Source organism: Kitasatospora sp. NPDC056327 (genome assembly GCF_042261735.1).
In the GTDB taxonomy this organism is placed as follows: domain Bacteria; phylum Actinomycetota; class Actinomycetes; order Streptomycetales; family Streptomycetaceae; genus Kitasatospora.
In genome coordinates this window covers 1-17678 of record NZ_JBHJRC010000174.1, presented here as the reverse complement: position 1 = coordinate 17678, position 17678 = coordinate 1, and the positions used below count along the sequence as shown (strand labels likewise).

Genomic DNA, 17678 nt, shown 5'->3' with positions numbered 1-17678 from the left:
GCGCCCCGCACCGCGTCCAGCGCCCTGCTGCCGGTGCACTGGTCCGGCTGCGAGCGGCGCTGCGGCCACCCCGCCGGACGGTGGGTGGACGCGCTGGCGACCGGGCAGGGGTACCGGGTGACGGTGGCGGGTGCGCCGCCGGACCACGGCACCGTCGTGGAAGTGACGAACGAGGAGATGGCCGCGGCGGTCGCCGCGGCCCGGAGGACCACCACGTGATCGAGTACGAGAAGGACGGCGCGTCCATCTACCGCCAGTCCTTTGCCACCATCCGCGCCGAGGCCGACCTGGCCGCGCTGCCCGCGGACGTGTCCCGGGTCGCCGTGCGGATGATCCACGCCTGCGGCATGGTCGACCTGGTCGAGGACCTGGTGTACTCGCCCGGCGTGGTCGCCTCCGCGCGCGCCGCCCTGAACGCCGGTGCGCCGATCCTGTGCGACGTCAACATGGTCGCCAGCGGCGTCACCCGCAAGCGGCTGCCCGCCGACAACGAGGTGATCTGCACCCTCACCGACCCGTCCGTGCCCGGGCTGGCGCGCGCGATGGGCAACACCCGCAGCGCCGCCGCGATGGAACTGTGGCTGCCCCGGCTCGAAGGCGCCGTGGTCGCCGTCGGCAACGCGCCGACCTCGCTGTTCCGCCTGCTGGAGATGATCGAGGCCGGCGCCCCGCGCCCGGCCGCGGTGATCGGGGTGCCGGTCGGCTTCATCGGCGCGGCCGAGTCCAAGGAGGCCCTGGCCGCCCACCCGGCCGGCCTGGAGCACCTGGTGGTGCGCGGCCGGCGCGGCGGCAGCGCGATCGCCGCCGCCGCGGTCAACGCGATTGCGAGCGAGGAAGAGTGACGGAGAACCAGCAGACCGGCCGGCTCTACGGGGTGGGCCTCGGCCCCGGCGACCCCTCGCTGGTGACCGTCCGCGCCGCCGAACTCATCGGCAAGGCCGACGTGGTGGCCTACCACAGCGCCCGGCACGGCCGGTCCATCGCCCGGTCCATCGCCGAGCGCTACCTGGCGGGCGGTCAGATCGAGGAGAAGCTCGTCTACCCGATCACCGTCGAGACCACCGACCACCCCGGTGGCTACCGGGGCGCGCTGGACGACTTCTACGAGGAGGCCGCCGCCCGGCTGGCCGCCCACCTGGACGCCGGCCGCGACGTCGTGGTGCTCGCCGAGGGGGACCCGTTCTTCTACGGCTCCTACCAGCACATGCACAAGCGGCTGGCGCACCGCTACCCGACCGAGGTGGTCCCCGGCGTGACCTCGGTCAGCGCCGCCGCCGCCCGGCTCGGACAGCCGCTCACCGAGGCCGAGGAGACGCTCACCGTCATCCCCGGCACGCTGCCCGAGGAGGAGCTGACCGCCCGCCTGGCCGCCGCCGACTCCGCCGTCGTCATGAAGCTCGGCCGCACCTTCCCGGTGGTGCGCCGCGCCCTTGAGCGGGCCGGCCGGCTGGCCGACGCCCAGTACGTCGAGCGGGCGTTCATGGAGGGCGAGCGGACCGCGCCGCTGGCCTCCGTCGACCCGGAGGGCGTCCCCTACTTCTCGGTGGCCGTGCTGCCCAGCCGGGTCGCCCCGCTGGAGCCCCCGGCCCCCGACCTGAGCGGGCCGGGCAGCGTCACCGTCGTCGGCACCGGCCCGGCCGGCCCGCTCTGGCTCACCCCCGAGGCGCGCGGCGCCCTCGCCTCCGCCACCGACCTGGTCGGTTACACCACCTACCTGGACCGGGTGCCGGAGCGCCCCGGCCAGGTGCGGCACGGCTCCGACAACAAGGTGGAGTCCGAGCGCGCCGAGTTCGCGCTCGACCTGGCCCGCCGGGGCCACCGGGTCGTGGTGGTCTCCTCCGGCGACCCCGGCGTCTTCGCGATGGCCACCGCCGTGCTGGAGGTCGCCTGCGAGGAGACCTACCGGGACGTCCCGGTGCGGATCGTCCCCGGCATGACGGCGGCCCACGCGGCGGCCTCCCGGGCCGGTGCCCCGCTGGGCCACGACTACGCGGTGGTCTCGCTCTCCGACCGCCTCAAGCCCTGGGACGTCGTCGCCGCGCGCCTGCGCGCCGCCGCCGGGGCCGACCTGGTGCTCGCCCTCTACAACCCCGGCTCGCAGTCCCGCACCACCCAGGTCGGCCTGGCCCGCGACCTCCTCCTGGAGCACCGCGCCCCGGAGACCCCGGTGGTCCTGGCGCGCGACGTCGGCGGCCCCGCCGAACGCGTGCGCACCGTCCGCCTCGCCGACCTCGACCCCGCCGAGGTCGACATGCGCACCATCCTCCTCGTCGGCTCCTCCCAGACCCGCCACGTCCCCCGCGCCCCCCACCCCGACGTCACCTGGACCCCCCGCCGCTACCCGGAGGCGTGAGCCCGGTCCGCCGTGCGGACGGCAGTCCGGCCCGGCCCCGATTGGGCCCGGGCCGGACGCGCGGGGGACGATGGGTTCCGGAGCGGAAGGCCACGACGGGGCCCGGACGGGTACGAAGGAACGGTGCGGCATGGGTGAGGTCGGTGGGCGGGCCGGGCAGCTGCGGAGCAGTGGGCTGCGGCACGGCTGGACGACCGGTGCGTGTGCCACGGCGGCGACCAAGGCCGCCTACCGGGCGCTGCTGACGGGGGTCTTCCCGGACCCGGTGGAGATCACCCTGCCCAAGGGGCAGCGGCCGGCGTTCGCGCTCGCGGTGGAGGGGATCACCGAGGGGCCGGACGGGCGGCGGGCGATGGCCGGGGTGGTGAAGGACGCCGGTGACGACCCCGATGTGACGCACGGCGCGCTGGTGCGGTCCACCGTGCGGGCGGGTGAGCCGGGCGGCGGTGTGGTGTTCCGGGCCGGGCCGGGGGTGGGGACGGTCACCAAGGCCGGGCTGCCGCTGGAGGTCGGCGAGCCGGCCATCAACCCGGTGCCCCGGCAGATGATCCGGGACGCGGTCGCCGAGGTCGCGGCGGAGTGCGGCGGCAGCGGGGACGTGGTGGTGGAGATCTCCGTCGACCACGGCGAGGAGATCGCCCGCTCCACCTGGAACCCGCGGCTGGGGATCCTCGGCGGGCTGTCGGTGCTCGGCACCACCGGGATCGTCGTCCCCTACTCCTGCTCCGCGTGGATCGACTCGATCCGGCGCGGGGTGGACGTCGCGCGCGCGGCCGGGCGCACCCACGTGGCCGGCTGCACGGGTTCGACGTCGGAGAAGGTGGCCGTCGCCGTGCACGGCCTGCCCGAGGACGCGCTGCTGGACATGGGCGACTTCGCGGGCGCCGTGCTCAAGTACCTGAGGCGCCACCCGGTGCCGCGGCTGACCATCGCCGGCGGGTTCGCCAAGCTCTCCAAGCTCGCCGCCGGCCATCTGGACCTGCACTCGGCGCGCTCCCAGGTGGACCAGGGGTACCTGGCCGGGCTGGCCCGTACGGGCGGCGCGGACGAGGAGCTGGCGGCGGCGGTCGCGGGGGCCAACACCGCGCTGGAGGCGATCCAGCGCTGCCGGGCGGCCGGGGTGCCGCTGGGCGACCTGGTGGCCGAGGCGGCGCGGGCCACCGCGCTCGGGGTGCTGGTCGGTTCGCCGGTGGCCGTGGACGTCATCTGCATCGACCGGGCCGGGACGATCGTCGGCCGGGCGGAACCGCTGGGGCCCTGAACGCCGTCCTCCCCACGGCCGCCCCGTGTCCCGGTTCCGTCCCGGTTCCGTCCGGGAACACCGTCATGATGTGAAGAACTGACGCTCATACGGGGTGAGAAACGGACATAAGTGGCGCCACGCCCGGGGTTGGTTCTGTTGCTATCTCAGCCATGAGATATGGTCTGCCGAGTGACAGGCGACTACCTCACCCGAATCGGCACCCTCATCCGCACCGCGCGTCAGCACCGCGGCTGGTCCCAGGCCCAGCTCGGCGAGGCCCTCGGCACCAGCCAGAGCGCGGTCAACCGCATCGAGCAGGGCAAGCAGAACGTCAGCCTTGAGATGATCGCCCGCATCGGCGAAGCGCTCGACAGCGAGATCGTCTCCCTCGGCTACGCCGGCCCGATGCACCTGAGGGTCGCCGGTGGCACCACCCTCTCCGGCGCGATCGACGTCCGCAGCAGCAAGAACGCCTGCGTGGCCATCCTCTGCGCCTCGCTGCTGACGACCGGCCGCACCACCCTGCGCAGCGTCGCCCGCATCGAGGAGGTCTACCGGATCCTGGAGGTGCTGACCAGCATCGGCGTCAGGAGCCGCTGGACCAACGGCGGCCGCGACCTGGAGCTCACCCCGCCCGCCGAGCTCGACCTCGCCGGCATGGACGTCGAGGCCGCCCGCCGCACCCGCAGCGTGCTGATGTTCCTCGGCCCGCTGATGCACCGCGCCGACACCTTCGCGATCCCCTACGCCGGCGGCTGCGACCTCGGCACCCGCACCGTGCAGCCGCACCTCACCGCGCTGCGCCGGTTCGGCCTGGAGGTCGCCACCACCGGCGGCGCCTACCACGCGTCCGTCCAGCCCGGCACGCCGATGGACCGTCCGATCGTGCTGACCGAGCGCGGGGACACCGTCACCGAGAACGCCCTGCTCGCCGCCGCCCGCCACGACGGCGTCAGCGTCATCCGCAACGCCTCGCCCAACTACATGGTCCAGGACCTCTGCTTCTTCCTGGAGAAGCTGGGCGTCAGGATCGAGGGCGTCGGCACCACCACCCTCACCGTGCACGGCGTCCCCGAGATCACCTGCGACGTCGACTACACCCCGGCAGAGGACCCGGTCGAGGCGATGAGCCTCCTCGCCGCCGCCGTGGTCACCTCCTCCGAGCTGACCATCCGCCGGGTGCCGATCGAGTTCCTGGAGATCGAACTCGCCGTGCTGGAGGGCATGGGCCTCGACTACGACCGCACCGCGGAGTACTCCGCCCACAACGGCCGCACCCGGCTGGTCGACCTCACCGTGCGCCCCTCCAAGCTCACCGCGCCGGTCGACACCATCCACCCGATGCCCTTCCCGGGCATCAACATCGACAACGTGCCGTTCTTCGCCGCCATCGCCGCGGCCGCTCACGGCACCACGATGATCCACGACTGGGTCTACGACAACCGCGCCATCTACCTCACCGAACTCACCCGGCTCGGCGCGGACATCAAGCTCCTCGACCCGCACCGCGTCCTCGTCCAGGGCCCGACCCGCTGGCGCGCCGCCGAGATGGTCTGCCCGCCGGCCCTGCGCCCCGCCGTCGTCATCCTCCTCGCGATGCTCGCGGCCAAGGGCACCTCGGTGCTGCGCAACGTCTACGTCATCAACCGCGGCTACGAGGACCTCGCCGAGCGCCTCAACTCGATCGGCGCCCGGATCGAGACCTTCCGCGACATCTGATCCCCGCACGGGGACCGGACCCGTCGGGGGACCGGTACCGGGATCGTGGCCGCAACCGTGGCCGTGGCCGCCCGCGCGGCCACGGCCACGGCCGTCGGGGCGTCCCCGCCGCGGTCCTTCAGCCGGCTCCCCACCGGTGCGGTGCCCTTCGCCCCGGGGCGGTCATTCGCCGGTGCGGCCGTCGAGGTGTTCGCGGATCAGGTCCGCGTGCCCGTTGTGGCGGGCGTACTCCTCGATCATGTGGGTGAGGATCCAGCGCAGGGAGTAGGCGGTCTCCTTGCCGTCGGCGGCACGGTGGTGGCCGAGGACGTCCAGGGACGGGGCGGCGGCGACGAGTTCGCGGGCGTGGGCGCACTCGCCGCGCCAGACCGAGAAGGCCTCCTCCGGGTCGGCCCCGTCGGCGTCGAACTCGGCGAAGGAGTCGTCGGGGCGCCTCCAGAAGCCGGCCCGGCCCTCGTCGGCGAGGACGTTGCGGAACCAGCCGCGCTCCACCTCGGCCAGGTGGCGGGTCAGGCCGAGCAGCGAGAGCGTGGAGGGGAGCAGCGGCCGGGCGCGGAGCTGTTCGGTCGTCAGCCCGGCGCACTTCCAGGCGAAGGTGCCGCGCTGGAAGTCGAGGAAGCCCGTCAGGGTGGCGAGTTCCCCGGCGGCCAGGGGCGGTTCGGTACGGGCGGCGTCGGCGAGTTCGTAGGCGTCGGTCATCCGGCCATCGTGGCACGAACGGTCCGGCCTGGGACAGGAATTAACGCCCGGCCAGCCCGGCCAGCCCGGCCAGCCAGGCGAGGGCGGCCGGCACGTCCGGCACCGCCGGGACGCCGGGCGGCAGCGGCGGGCGCTCCACGACCACCACGGGCAGGCCGAGCTCACGGGCGGCGGTGAGCTTGGGCGCGGTGGCGGCGCCGCCGCTGTCCTTGGTCACCACGACGTCGATCCGGTGCCCGCGCAGCAGTGCCCGCTCGCCGTCCAGGCTGAACGGGCCGCGGTCGAGCAGGACGTCGAGCGAGGCGGGCAGCGGCGGTTCGGGCGGGTCGACCGAGCGGGCCGTGAAGTGCAGGCCGTCGAGGTGGGCGAAGGCCCCGATGCCCTGCCGGCCGCTGGTGAGCAGGACCCGCCGGCCGAGCGCGGGCAGCAGCGCGGCGGCGGCGTCCAGCGACGGGACGCGGTGCCAGCGGTCGCCGGGCACCTCGGCCCAGCCGGGGCGCCGCAGCGCGAGCAGCGGCACGCCGGTCGCCGCCGCGGCCCCTGCGGCGTTGCCGGACATCGCGGCGGCGAACGGGTGGGTGGCGTCGACCACCGCGGTCACCCGTTCCGCGCGCAGCCAGGCGGCGAGGCCGTCCGGGCCGCCGAAGCCGCCGATCCGGACCTCGCCGGCGGGCAGCCGGGGTTCGGCGACCCGCCCGGCGAGCGAGCTGGTGACCCGGAGGCCGGAGGAGTCGGCGGCCAGCGCGGCCGCGAGCAGCCGGGCCTCGGTGGTGCCGCCGAGCAGGAGGACGTGCGCCATCACGCGCCGCAGGGCTCGTGGGGGCGCTCGCGGTCCGCCGAGTAGAGGTGGCTGTCGCGGAACTGCCCGGCGGCCAGCGTCCGGCCGACGATGATCACCGCGGTGCGGACCACGCCCGCGGCCTTCACCTGGCCGGCGATGTCCCCGACGGTGCCGCGCAGCACCAGCTCGTCCGGCCGGCTGGCCATCGCGACCACGGCGGCCGGGCAGTCCGCCCCGTAGTGCGGCAGCAGCTGCTCGACGACGTCGTCCACGTAGCCGGCGGCCAGGTGCAGCACCAGCAGGGCGCCGCTGCGGCCGAGGGTGGCGAGGTCCTCGCCCTCCGGCATCGGGGTGGCGCGCTTGGCGATCCGGGTGAGGATGACGGTCTGGCCGACGGTCGGCACGGTCAGCTCGCGCTTGAGCGCGGCCGCGGCGGCGGCGAAGGCCGGCACGCCCGGCACCACCTCGTACGGCACGCCGGCCGCGTCGAGCCGGCGCATCTGCTCGGCGACGGCGCTGAACACGGACGGGTCGCCGGAGTGCAGCCGGGCGACGTCCTGCCCGGCGGCGTGCGCGGCGACCATCTCCTCGACGATCCGGTCGAGCGTGAGGTTGGCGGTGTCGACCAGCCGGGCGCCGGGCGGGCACTCCGCCAGCAGCTCGCGCGGCACCAGGCTGCCCGCGTACAGGCAGACCTCGGCGCGGGCGAGGAGCCGCTGGCCGCGCAGGGTGATCAGGTCGGCGGCGCCGGGGCCGGCCCCGATGAAGTGGACGGTCACGGGGCGTTCTCCTCGGGGGTGGGGGACACGGCGGGCTTGACGGCGGACCACTGGGTGACCGGCATCGCCTGGCGCCAGCCGGTGAAGCCGCCGACCGGGACGGCGTGCGCCACGGCGAGCCGCAGCAGCTCGCCGCCGTGCCGCCGGTACCAGGTGGTGAGCAGCGCCTCGGACTCCAGGGTCACCGTGTTGGCGACCAGCCGGCCGCCGGGGGCCAGGGCGGCCCAGCAGGCGTCGAGCAGGCCGGGCGCGGTGAGCCCGCCGCCGACGAACACCGCGTCCGGGGCGGGCAGTCCGGCGAGCGCGTCCGGCGCGGCGCCGGTGACCACGTGCAGCCGGGGCACGCCGAGCGCGGCGGCGTTGCGGGTGATCCGTGCGGCGCGCGCCGGGTCCCGTTCGACGGTGACGGCCCGGTTGTCGCGGTGCGCGCGCAGCCACTCGACCGCGATCGAGCCGGAGCCGCCGCCGACGTCCCAGAGCAGTTCGCCGGGGACGGGCGCCAGGGCGGCCAGGGTGGCGGCGCGCACGTGGCGCTTGGTCAGCTGGCCGTCGCTCTCGTACGCGCCGTCCGGCAGGCCGGGGACGACCTGGGTGCGCGGGCCGTCGGTGCCGAGTTCGACGGCGACGAGGTTGAGCGGGTCGCCGGGCGGGTGCGGCCAGCCGTCGGCGGGGCCGTCCAGCTGCCGCTCGCCGGCGCCGCCGAGCTGTTCCAGGACGCGCAGCCGGGCCGAGCCGTGGCCGCTCCCGGTGAGCAGCGCCGCGACGGCGGCCGGGGTGCCGGCGTCGGCGCTGAGCACGAGCAGCCGGCGGCCGGGGTTGAGGGCGAGCCGCAGGGTGTCCAGCGGCCGGCCGACCAGGGTGACCACGTCGGTGGACTCCAGCGGCCAGCCGAGCCGGGCGCAGGCGTACGCGACGGAGGAGGGGTGCGGCAGGACGCGCAGCCGTTCGGGGCCCGCGGTCTCGGCGAGGGTGCGGCCGATGCCGTGGAACATCGGGTCGCCGCTGGCCAGCACGGCGAGGCGGCGGTCCGCGTACCGGTCGAGCAGTCCGGGGACGGCCGGGCGCAGCGGCGAGGGCCACGGCACCCGTTCGGCGGTCACCTCGCCGACGGGCAGCAGGGCGAGCTGCCGGGGGCCGCCGAGCACGGCGTCCGCGGCCCGCAGCGCGGCGCGGGCGGTGCCGGCGAGGCCGGGCCAGCCGTCGGCCCCGATCCCGACGACGGTGATCGGGGGTGGCTGCTGGGGCACCGGGGGGCTCCTCGGGGCGGGGCGTCGGGACAGGGCCTGGGCAGCCTACCTGGCGGTATCCGTCCGGGTGCCGGCCAGGGTGCGGGCCCGGGCGGCCGGGGTGCGGGCCCGGCCGGCCGGAGTGCGGGGCGGGTCGGGGTGCGCGCCCGGTCGCGCGGGGTTAGCGTCGTGCCCGGGGAAGCCGGGGGGCCTCAGCAGGCAACGCGGGGGACGTCAGCACGCAACGGAGGACACCATGTCCGACTCAGCGGTCCCGAACACCACCAGCAACGCCGGCGTTCCGGTGCCGAGCGACGAGAACTCGCTCACGGTGGGCAGGGACGGCCCGATCCTGCTCCACGACCACTACCTGATCGAGAAGATGGCCCAGTTCAACCGGGAGCGGGTGCCGGAGCGGGTGGTGCACGCCAAGGGGTCCGGGGCGTACGGCGTCTTCGAGACGACGGAGGACGTCAGCCGGTACACCCGGGCGACCCTCTTCCAGCCGGGCAAGCGGACCGAGGCGCTGGCCCGGTTCTCGACCGTCGCCGGTGAGCAGGGGAGCCCGGACACCTGGCGCGACCCGCGCGGCTTCGCGCTGAAGTTCTACACCGAGGACGGCAACTACGACCTGGTCGGCAACAACACGCCGGTCTTCTTCGTCCGCGACACCATCAAGTTCCAGGACTTCATCCGCTCGCAGAAGCGGCGCACCGACAACGGCCTGCGCGACCACGACATGCAGTGGGACTTCTGGACGCTCTCGCCGGAGTCCGCCCACCAGGTCACCTGGCTGATGGGCGACCGCGGGATCCCGAAGTCGTACCGGCACATGAACGGCTACGGCTCGCACACCTACCTGTGGATCAACGCGAGCGGCGAGCGGTTCTGGGTGAAGTACCACTTCAAGACCGACCAGGGGATCGACTTCCTCACCGCGGAGGACGCCGACCGGCTGGCCGGCACCGACCCGGACCTGCACCGCGAGGACCTCTGGCAGGCCATCGACGGCGGCAACCCGCCGTCCTGGACGCTGCACGTGCAGGTGATGCCGTTCGACGACGCGCCCGGCTACCGGTTCAACCCCTTCGACCTCACCAAGGTCTGGCCGCACGGCGACTACCCGCTGATCCGGGTCGGGAAGCTGACGCTGAACCGCAACCCCGAGGACTACTTCGTCCACATCGAGCAGGCGGCCTTCGAGCCGTCCAACCTGGTGCCGGGCATCAGCGTGTCGCCGGACAAGATGCTGCTCGGCCGGGTGTTCTCCTACCCCGACACCCACCGCTACCGGATCGGGCCCAACTACGCGCAGCTGCCGCCGAACCGGCCGCACGTCCCGGTGCACTCCTACGCCAAGGACGGGCCGATGCGCTTCGACCCGGCGCGCACGGCGGCGCCCTACGCGCCCAACTCCTACGGCGGTCCGGCCGCGGACCCGGCGGCGTACGACGACCCCGGCGCCGGGTGGCACAGCTCCGGCGACATGGTGCGCGAGGCGTACTCCCTGCGCGCCGAGGACGACGACTGGGGGCAGGCGGGCACGATGGTGCGCCAGGTGCTGGACGACGCGGCGCGCGACCGGCTGGTGTCCAACATCGTGGGGCACCTGCAGGCCGGGGTGAGCGCTCCGGTGCTGGAGCGGGCCGTCCAGTACTGGCGCAATGTCGACAAGGCGCTCGGCGACCGGGTGGCCAGGGGAGTCGGCAAGGGCTGAAGACGTCCCCCGCCCCCGGAAGTCCCGGGGGCGGGGGCGATGAGGGAAGCCAGGAGGGCGCGGGCCGGTGACGGGCCCGCGCCCTCCGCGCGGTGGTCAGCGGCGCCGCCAGTCGCCGGAGGCGATGAGCGCCGGGCGGGCGCGCAGCCGGGCGGCGGCGGCCGGCCCGGCCAGGTACACCCAGGCGTCCGCCGGTTCGCCGTCGTCGGTGCGCACGGTCAGCCGCCGGCGCACGTACAGGCCGCCGCCGTCCGGCCGGCAGTCCTCCAGCCGGTCCAGCGCCGCGAGGGTCCCGGGGTGGGCGGCCGGGAGGATGGTGACCAGTTCGCCGGTGATCCGCCGCCCCGGCGCGGCGTCCGGCACGGCGTACGGGAAGCCGGGCCCGGCGTGCAGGGCCGCACCCTCCAGCACCGCCGCCCGCACCCCGGCGCACCGGCCGGCCAGGAAGGCCGCGTGGTTGCGTTCCCCGGTGAGCAGGGTGCCGTAGACGAAGAAGGGGAGGGCGGCGGGCACGGGGGCTCCTCGGGGGGCGGGGCGGGTCGGAAGTCGATGGTGCCCGGCCGGTGATACCCACTGGCGCACGGGGTGGGCGATGCGGTGTCATATCCGGTGAAGCGACAGCACCGTCCTAAGGGGACACCCATGACAGCTCCAGCCGACCGCATACCGGCCGCGCCGGCGTCCGCCTCCGCGACCCCGTCCGCCGGTGCCCCGGCGGGGGACGGCCCGCCCGCGGACGGTCCGCCCGGCGCGAGGCTGGGGGCCGGGGTCTGGGTGGCGCTCGGGATCGTCTACGTGGTGTGGGGCTCGACGTACCTGGCGATCCGGATCGCGCTGGAGACCATGCCCTCCTTCCTCTCCGCCGCCGCCCGCTTCCTGACCGCCGGCCTGCTGCTCGCCGGGTTCGTCGCGGTGCGCCACGGGCCGTCCGCGCTCCGGGTGGACCTGCGGCAGCTGGGCTCCGCGGCCCTGGTCGGCGGCCTGCTGCTGACCGGGGGGAACGGCCTCGTGGTGCTCGGCGAGAACTCGATCCCCTCCGGGCTGGCCGCCCTGCTGGTCGCCGCCGTGCCGCTGTGGATGGTGCTGCTGACGGCGGCCGGCGGTGACCGCCCGAAGCGGGCCGAGCTGGCGGGCGTGCTGCTCGGACTGGTCGGCCTGGGCGTGCTGTCCGCCCCGGCGATCGGCGGCGACATCGCGCCGGTCGGCGTGATCGCGGTCATCGTCGCCACCGTCACCTGGGCGCTCGGATCCTTCGCGTCCAAGCGGATCCGGATGCCCGCCAACGTCTTCACCTCCAGCGCCTACCAGATGCTCGCCGGCGGGCTGGGCAACACGCTGATCGGACTCGCCCGCGGGGAGGAGCACGGGCTGCGGCTCGGCGACGTCTCCACCCGGTCCTGGCTGGCGCTGGGCTGCCTGGTGGTGTTCGGTTCGCTGGTCGCCTTCACCGCCTACGCCTGGCTGCTGCGCTCCGCCCCGCTGACCCTGGTCGCCACCTACGCCTACGTGAACCCGGTGGTGGCCGTGCTGCTCGGCTGGCTGGTGCTGTCCGAGCCGCTGACCGGCCCCACCCTGCTGGGCGGGGCGATCGTCGTCGCGGGCGTCTGTCTGGTGGTGAGCGTCAGCCGGTCGCCGGGCCGTCCGTCGCGGCGCCGGTCCGCCGGTAGGTCAGCACGCTGACCCCGTTGGGGAAGGTGCGGGAGCCGGCGAGCCCGAAGGCGTGCGGGGCGAAGGCCGCGCGGAACAGCGGGACCCCGGCGCCGATCGCCAGCGGGTACTGCTTGACGATCAGCTCGTCGATCTCCGGCAGCAGCCGGCCGGCCAGCTCGCCGCCGCCGCAGAGCCAGATGCCGAGGCCGTCCTGCCGCTTGAGCTCCCGGACCAGCTCCAGCGGGTCGGCCGCGGTGACCTCCACCGCGGGGTCGGGGCTCTCCGTCAGGCCGCGCGAGAAGACGATCTGCCGCAGGTGGGCGTACGGGCCGGTGAGGCCGACCGCCAGCCCCGGCTCGTAGGTGCCGCGGCCCATGAGCACGGTGTCGAAGCGCTTGTTGGGCGCGTCGGCGATGCCCATCGCCGCCCGCCCGGGGGTCGGCACCGTCTCCGGGAACTCCGTGCACAGGTGGGCGAGGAAGTCCCCGCCCACGTACGGCATGAGGAACTGGTGGTCGCCGTCCGGGGCGGCGATGAAGCCGTCGAGGGTGGCGCCGACGTAGTACGTGAGGTTTCGCATCCACATCCTTGGAACGTGTCGGTCGGTTCGGCCCGCCCCGCGGGTCCCGCCGGGTGAACAACGACAGTTATAGTACTTCGAACGTAGTGGTTGCAAGAGACTTCCCGAGGGAGCTTCAGCGATGGCCCAGAACCCCGCCCGCCGCGTCGCGCTCACCGACGCCGCCGTCGACGTCCTCGCCGAGCAGGGTGCGCGCGGACTCACCTTCCGCGCCGTGGACGTCCGGGCAGGCGTCCCGATCGGCACCGCGTCCAACTACTTCGCCGGCCGGGACGCCCTGCTCGACCAGACCGCCCGGCACATCCACCACCGGCTCACCCCCGACCCGGTGATCATCGGCGAACTGCTGCGGGCGCCCCGCGACCGGGCCCTGGTCACCGCCCTGATGCACGACCTGGTGCGCCGTATCGACGCCGACCGGGCGGGCTACCTCGCGCTGCTCGAACTGCGCCTGGAGGCCACCCGCCGCCCGGAGATCCGCGCCCTGCTCACCACCACGATCCGCGAGCAGCTGGAGGCCAACATCGCCTACCACCTGGACGAGGGCCTCCCCGGCGACCGCGAGACCGTCGTCACCCTCTACCTCGCGATGACCGGCCTGCTCGTCGAACACCTCACCCTCCCCGGCGTCCTCGGCCCCGACGCCCTCCCCGCCCTGGTCGGGACCCTCGTCGCCCGCACCGTCCCCGGGGCCTGACGGTCAACCGCGGCCCGGCCCCGGCCGGACGGCTCGACTCCCGTGACCGGAAGCACCGTTCGAATGCCGTCCGTCGAGTGCCGGGCACGGCGGGGGAGCCGCCGCCGGGACGGCGGGTGGAGCCGGGAGCGGAGGGGCGGCGAACCGACGGACCCGGGCACGCGGACGGCGGCCGGGGCACCGGGGGCGGCCGTCCGGCCGGGCTTCTTCGTCCTGCCCGTCCTCGCACTCACCACGGTCGGCGCGACCCCCGGGCGGCCGGGAGCCGTCTCCGCCGCCGGGTCACTGCCGTTCCCGCCGCCCGGCCCGCCCGCGGGGCCGGCGGCGAAGTGACGTTTCGTCAGTCGAGCGAGTACGGCGGCCGGCCGGCCCACCAGTGGCCGGGGGCCTCCGGTTCGCGGCTGGTCCAGAACTCGATCAGGCCGGAGACGAACTCCTCGGCGGAGAGCCGGCCGTCGCCGTCCAGGTCGAGCCGGTGGAACGCCTCGTCCGCGTCGTCGCGGGAGAGCGCGGAGAAGTGGCCGCGCTGGAAGACGAAGAACTCGCCCGCGTCCACCGTGCCGCTGCCGTCCACGTCCGCGATCGCGAGGAACGCCTCGGCGAGCGCCCCGAAGACGGTCCGGGCGGCCACCGGGTCGTCGGCGAGCGCGCGGGTCGAGGCGACGAACTGGGCGCGGCTGATCGCCCTGGTGCCGATCGGCAGGTGGGAGACGTGCAGGTCGCGCCAGATGGCCAGGTAGGCGGCGACGATCCGCCCCTCCGCGTCCGAGCCCTCCTGGTGCCCGAGCGAGCGGGCCACCGCCCGCCCCATCAGCACGTGGTCGTGCTCGGTCAGCAGGCCGTCCCCGTCGGCGTCGAGGTGGTCGAATCCGTGGTGGATCCTCGCCATCAACAGTTGTTCGGACACGCTTCCCCCGGCCATCAGAACAGAACAGTCACAACGGTCATTCGCAGCACGCTAACGCGCCGGGTACCAGGCGCGCAGCCGAAGCCGTGAAGTGACGAGCGGACGAGCAGGGCGCGCGGCGGGCGGCCGATCCCCCTGCTCCGGGCGGCAGTTCGGCCGGCCGGCCGGTCGGCGGCCGGGGGAGCGGCCACGGCCGCGGCCACGGGATGCGGCCGTGCGGGGTGCCGCGCCGGCCGTCGCCGACCCCGGTCGGGATCCGTTCGACGTCGCCGCCGGAGACCCGGGCGCCGCCGCCCCCGCTCACGACCGGTGACCGATCGTGAGCGCGGCGACCGCGGAGGAGGAGCACCGGCACCGCCCGCGGGCCGCCGTTCAGTGCGCGGCGGCGAGCAGCTCGCGGGTGTACTCCGTGTGCGGGGCGGCGAACAGCCGGTCCCGGTCGGTGTACTCGACCAGCCGGCCGCGGTGCATCACGGCCACCCGGTCGCAGAAGTGGCGGACCACCGCGAGGTCGTGCGAGACGAACAGGAAGGTGACCCCGAGCCGTTCGCGCAGCTCCATCAGCAGGTTGAGCACCTGGGCCTGGACCGAGACGTCCAGTGCGGAGACCGGCTCGTCGGCGATGATGAGCCGCGGTTCCGGGGCGAGCGCGCGGGCGATGCCGATCCGCTGGCGCTGGCCGCCGGAGAACTCGTGCGGGTAGCGGTCCAGGTGGGCGGCGGTCAGGCCGACCTGCTCCAGCAGTTCGGCGGACCGTTCGCGCCGCTGCCCGGCGTCGAGCGCGGTGTGCAGGCGCAGCGGGGTGTCCAGGGTCCGGGCGACGGTGCGGCGCGGGTTGAGCGAGGCGTACGGGTCCTGGAAGACCAGCTGGATCTCCTTGCTGAGCCGCCGCCGCAGCGCCCGGTCGGGCGCGGTGACGTCCACGCCGTCGTAGCGGACGGTGCCGGCGGTGGCGGCCTGGAGGCCGGCCAGCACCCGGGAGGTGGTGGACTTGCCGGAGCCGGACTCGCCGACCAGGCCGAGCGTCTCGCCGGGGGCGATCCGCAGGCTGACGCCCTCGACCGCCCGGACCGGCTCGGGGCGGCGCCCGGGGAGGGGGAGGCCACGGCGGCCGGGGAAGTGCACGGCGAGGTCCTCGACCTCGACCAGCCACCGGCCGGCCGGGGCCGCCGTGGTCGCCGGAGCGGCTGCCGCCGCCGGTGCCGTCCCGGCGACCTCCGCCGGGCCTTCCGCCGCCCGCCGTGCCGGGGAGGTCCGGCCCGGTGCGGGGTCGTCGACGGTCGGCAGCGGTGTGCCCGGCACCGAGTCCAGGGTGAGCGCGGCGCCCACCAGGGCCCTGGTGTACGGCTCCCGGGGCTCGCCCAGCAGGGTCGCGGTCGCCGCGGTCTCCACCTGCCGGCCGCCGCGCAGCACCAGGGTGCGGTCCGTGGTGCCGGCGACGACCCCGAGGTCGTGGCTGACCAGCAGCACCGCGGTGCCGTGCTCGCGCTGCAACTCGCCCAGCAGGTCCAGCACCTGGCGCTGCACCCGGGCGTCGAGCGCGGTGGTCGGCTCGTCGGCGATCAGCACGTCGGGGTCGTTCATCAGGGCCATCGCGATCATCACGCGCTGGCGCATGCCGCCGGAGAACTGGTGCGGGTAGTCGCGCACCCGGGCGGCCGGGATACCGACCCGGTCGAGCATCGCGGCGGCCCTCCGGCGGGCCTCGGCGCGGCCCGCACCGGGGTGGTGCAGCCGGTACATCTCGGCGAGCTGCGCGCCGACGCCGTGGAAGGGGCTGAGCGAGGTGAGCGCGTCCTGGAAGACCAGGGCGATCCGGCCGCCGCGGACCCGGCGCAGCACCGGCTCCGGGGCGCCGACCAGCTCCAGGCCGTCCGGCCCGTCCGGCCCGCCCGCCGCTCCCGGCCCGTCGCCCGCGGCGGCGTCCGACGCCGCCGTCCCCGTCCCCGCGCCCGTCCCCGCAGCCCGTGGGCCGGCCAGCCGGACCGAGCCGGTGACCGTGGTGGTGCGCGGGTCGTGCAGGCCGAGCAGGGCGAGCCCGGTGGCCGACTTGCCGGAGCCGGACTCGCCGACCAGGCCGAGCACCTCGCCCCGGGCGAGGTCGAAGGAGAGGCCGCGCACCGCGGCGACGGGGGCGCCGCCGCGCGGGTCGGCGAAGGAGACGGAGAGGTCCCGGACGCTGAGCACCGGCTGCTCGGCGGCCTGCCCGGAGGCGGGCGCGGGGTCGGGTACGGGGGTCATGGGGCGGGCTCCAGGGAGGGCGGGGCGGGTCAGCCGAGGCGGATGCGCGGGTCGAGCCAGGCCACCGCGAGGTCGGCCAGCGCGACGAACAGCACGACGAAGCAGGCGGCGAGCAGGACGGCGCCGACCACGGCGGGCAGGTCCTGCCCCTCGACGGCGTCCAGGGCGAACCGTCCGACGCCGTTCAGTCCGAACACCGTCTCGGTGATCACGGCGCCGCCGAGCAGTGCGCCCGCCTCCAGCCCGAGCAGCTGCACCAGCGGTCCGGCCGCGCCGCGCGAGGTGTACTTGAGGTGCGTGCGCAGCCGTCCGAGGCCCTTGCCGCGGGCCGTGCGGACGTACTCCTCGTTCATCGTCTCCAGCAGCTGGGAGCGCGAGAGCCGGGCGAACACCGCCGAGTTGACGAAGCCGAGGACGAGCCAGGGCAGCAGCAGACCGCCCGCCCAGGCGGCGGGGTCGGTGGCCGGCGGGGTGTAGGAGGGCAACGGCAGCAGCCCGGTGGTGTAGACCAGGCCCCACTGGGCCACGTAGCCGAGGAAGTAGATCTGGACGCTGGCGCCGACCAGGGTGAAGCCGGAGAGCAGCTTGTCCGTGCGGGTGCCGTGCCGCAGCGCCGTGACGAAGCCGGTGCCGAGGCCGAGCAGCACCAGGACGGCGAGGGCGCCCGCCGCCAGCGAGACGGTGACCGGCAGGTGGTCGGCCAGTGCCTCGGTCACCGGCTGGTGGAGCCGGTAGGAGTAGCCGAGGCAGGGCGCGTCGCAGTGGATGACGGAGCCGTCGACGTCCTGGACGTCCCGGCCGGCGACGACCCCGGCGAGGTAGTCGGTGTACTGGGTGAGCAGCGGCTGGTCCAGACCCATGCTCGTGCGGACCGCCGCGACCTGGCCGGTGTCGCAGCGCGGGCCGCAGGCGGCCCGGGCGGGGTCGGCGGGGCCGGCGTAGAAGAGGGCGAAGGCGGCGGCGGAGACCGCGGCCAGGACGACGAGCGCCTGGAGGATCCGCCGCAGGGCGAAGGAGAGCATGGTGGCCGGTCCGGGTTCGGGGGGCGTCGGGGTGGCGGTCCCGCCGCGCGCTCCTGCGGGGAGG

General features: G+C 75.4%; 16 protein-coding genes and 1 pseudogene. 8 read left to right on the top strand and 9 right to left on the bottom strand.

The genetic code is table 11. The annotated features are described in order from the left end of the window. The 5 genes and pseudogenes from ACFCX4_RS23505 to ACFCX4_RS23485 all read left to right on the top strand — a co-directional run. Positions 1-219 (top strand): annotated as a pseudogene (locus ACFCX4_RS23505) (cobalamin biosynthesis protein CobG); the annotation flags it as partial. Beyond that, positions 216-842 (top strand): precorrin-8X methylmutase, encoded by a 627-nt coding sequence (locus tag ACFCX4_RS23500; protein ID WP_376145516.1) that lies wholly within the window; start codon positions 216-218, stop codon positions 840-842. The pseudogene ACFCX4_RS23505 and the gene ACFCX4_RS23500, both read left to right, overlap by 4 nt. After that, positions 839-2353 (top strand): precorrin-2 C(20)-methyltransferase, encoded by a 1515-nt coding sequence (locus tag ACFCX4_RS23495; RefSeq protein WP_376145513.1) that lies wholly within the window; start codon positions 839-841, stop codon positions 2351-2353. Before ACFCX4_RS23500 ends, ACFCX4_RS23495 begins: the two co-directional genes overlap by 4 nt. Before the next feature lie 130 nt (positions 2354-2483). Beyond that, positions 2484-3614 (top strand): cobalt-precorrin-5B (C(1))-methyltransferase, encoded by a 1131-nt coding sequence (locus ACFCX4_RS23490; protein ID WP_376145510.1) that lies wholly within the window; start codon positions 2484-2486, stop codon positions 3612-3614. 171 nt (positions 3615-3785) lie between these two features. Beyond that, complete coding sequence (locus ACFCX4_RS23485) at positions 3786-5315, top strand: UDP-N-acetylglucosamine 1-carboxyvinyltransferase (RefSeq protein ID WP_376145507.1); 1530 nt, start codon at positions 3786-3788, stop codon at positions 5313-5315. A 162-nt stretch (positions 5316-5477) separates the two neighbouring features. Here ACFCX4_RS23485 and ACFCX4_RS23480 read toward each other — a convergent pair whose 3' ends face one another. Genes ACFCX4_RS23480 through cbiE form a run of 4 tightly spaced genes read right to left on the bottom strand, consistent with a single transcriptional unit; the run spans position 5478 to position 8854 of the window. Beyond that, complete coding sequence (locus ACFCX4_RS23480) at positions 5478-6014, bottom strand: DinB family protein (protein WP_376145504.1); 537 nt, start codon at positions 6012-6014, stop codon at positions 5478-5480. Positions 6015-6054: 40 nt separating this feature from the next. Next, positions 6055-6813 (bottom strand): cobalt-precorrin-6A reductase, encoded by a 759-nt coding sequence (locus ACFCX4_RS23475; RefSeq protein ID WP_376145522.1) that lies wholly within the window; start codon positions 6811-6813, stop codon positions 6055-6057. Further along, positions 6813-7574, bottom strand: coding sequence for a precorrin-4 C(11)-methyltransferase (gene cobM / locus ACFCX4_RS23470; protein WP_376145501.1), 762 nt, complete (start codon positions 7572-7574; stop codon positions 6813-6815). The genes ACFCX4_RS23475 and cobM overlap by 1 nt, the downstream gene beginning before the upstream one ends. Next, positions 7571-8854, bottom strand: a complete 1284-nt coding sequence (gene cbiE / locus ACFCX4_RS23465) for a precorrin-6y C5,15-methyltransferase (decarboxylating) subunit CbiE (RefSeq protein WP_376145519.1) — start codon at positions 8852-8854, stop codon at positions 7571-7573. Before cbiE ends, cobM begins: the two co-directional genes overlap by 4 nt. A gap of 202 nt (positions 8855-9056) precedes the next feature. On the opposite strand from cbiE, the gene ACFCX4_RS23460 reads away from it, so the two are divergent. Continuing rightward, a complete protein-coding gene (locus ACFCX4_RS23460) occupies positions 9057-10517 on the top strand; it encodes a catalase (protein ID WP_376145499.1) in 1461 nt (486 codons plus the stop codon). 96 nt (positions 10518-10613) lie between these two features. On the opposite strand, the gene ACFCX4_RS23455 is transcribed toward ACFCX4_RS23460, so the two are convergent. Continuing rightward, positions 10614-11030, bottom strand: coding sequence for a gamma-glutamylcyclotransferase family protein (locus ACFCX4_RS23455; RefSeq protein ID WP_376145496.1), 417 nt, complete (start codon positions 11028-11030; stop codon positions 10614-10616). Between the two features lie 129 nt (positions 11031-11159). Between ACFCX4_RS23455 and ACFCX4_RS23450 the strand changes: the two genes are divergently transcribed. Next, positions 11160-12197 (top strand): EamA family transporter, encoded by a 1038-nt coding sequence (locus ACFCX4_RS23450; protein ID WP_376145493.1) that lies wholly within the window; start codon positions 11160-11162, stop codon positions 12195-12197. On the opposite strand, the gene ACFCX4_RS23445 is transcribed toward ACFCX4_RS23450, so the two are convergent. Continuing rightward, complete coding sequence (locus tag ACFCX4_RS23445) at positions 12139-12747, bottom strand: dihydrofolate reductase family protein (RefSeq protein WP_376145490.1); 609 nt, start codon at positions 12745-12747, stop codon at positions 12139-12141. The two genes, ACFCX4_RS23450 and ACFCX4_RS23445, sit on opposite strands and share 59 nt — an antisense overlap. A 121-nt stretch (positions 12748-12868) precedes the next feature. Here ACFCX4_RS23445 and ACFCX4_RS23440 point away from each other — a divergent pair, with 121 nt between their 5' ends. Next, complete coding sequence (locus ACFCX4_RS23440) at positions 12869-13444, top strand: TetR/AcrR family transcriptional regulator (RefSeq protein WP_376145487.1); 576 nt, start codon at positions 12869-12871, stop codon at positions 13442-13444. Between the two features lie 340 nt (positions 13445-13784). Here ACFCX4_RS23440 and ACFCX4_RS23435 read toward each other — a convergent pair whose 3' ends face one another. The 3 genes from ACFCX4_RS23435 to ACFCX4_RS23425 form a co-directional block, all read right to left on the bottom strand. Then, a complete protein-coding gene (locus tag ACFCX4_RS23435; RefSeq protein WP_376145484.1) occupies positions 13785-14351 on the bottom strand; it encodes an EF-hand domain-containing protein in 567 nt (188 codons plus the stop codon). Positions 14352-14723: 372 nt separating this feature from the next. Further along, the gene (locus ACFCX4_RS23430; RefSeq protein ID WP_376145481.1) at positions 14724-16592 is read right to left on the bottom strand and encodes a dipeptide ABC transporter ATP-binding protein; all 1869 of its coding nucleotides are present in this window, start codon (positions 16590-16592) and stop codon (positions 14724-14726) included. A 29-nt stretch (positions 16593-16621) separates the two neighbouring features. Next, on the bottom strand, positions 16622-17678 hold a 1057-nt coding region (locus ACFCX4_RS23425), incomplete at its 5' end, for an ABC transporter permease (protein WP_376145478.1).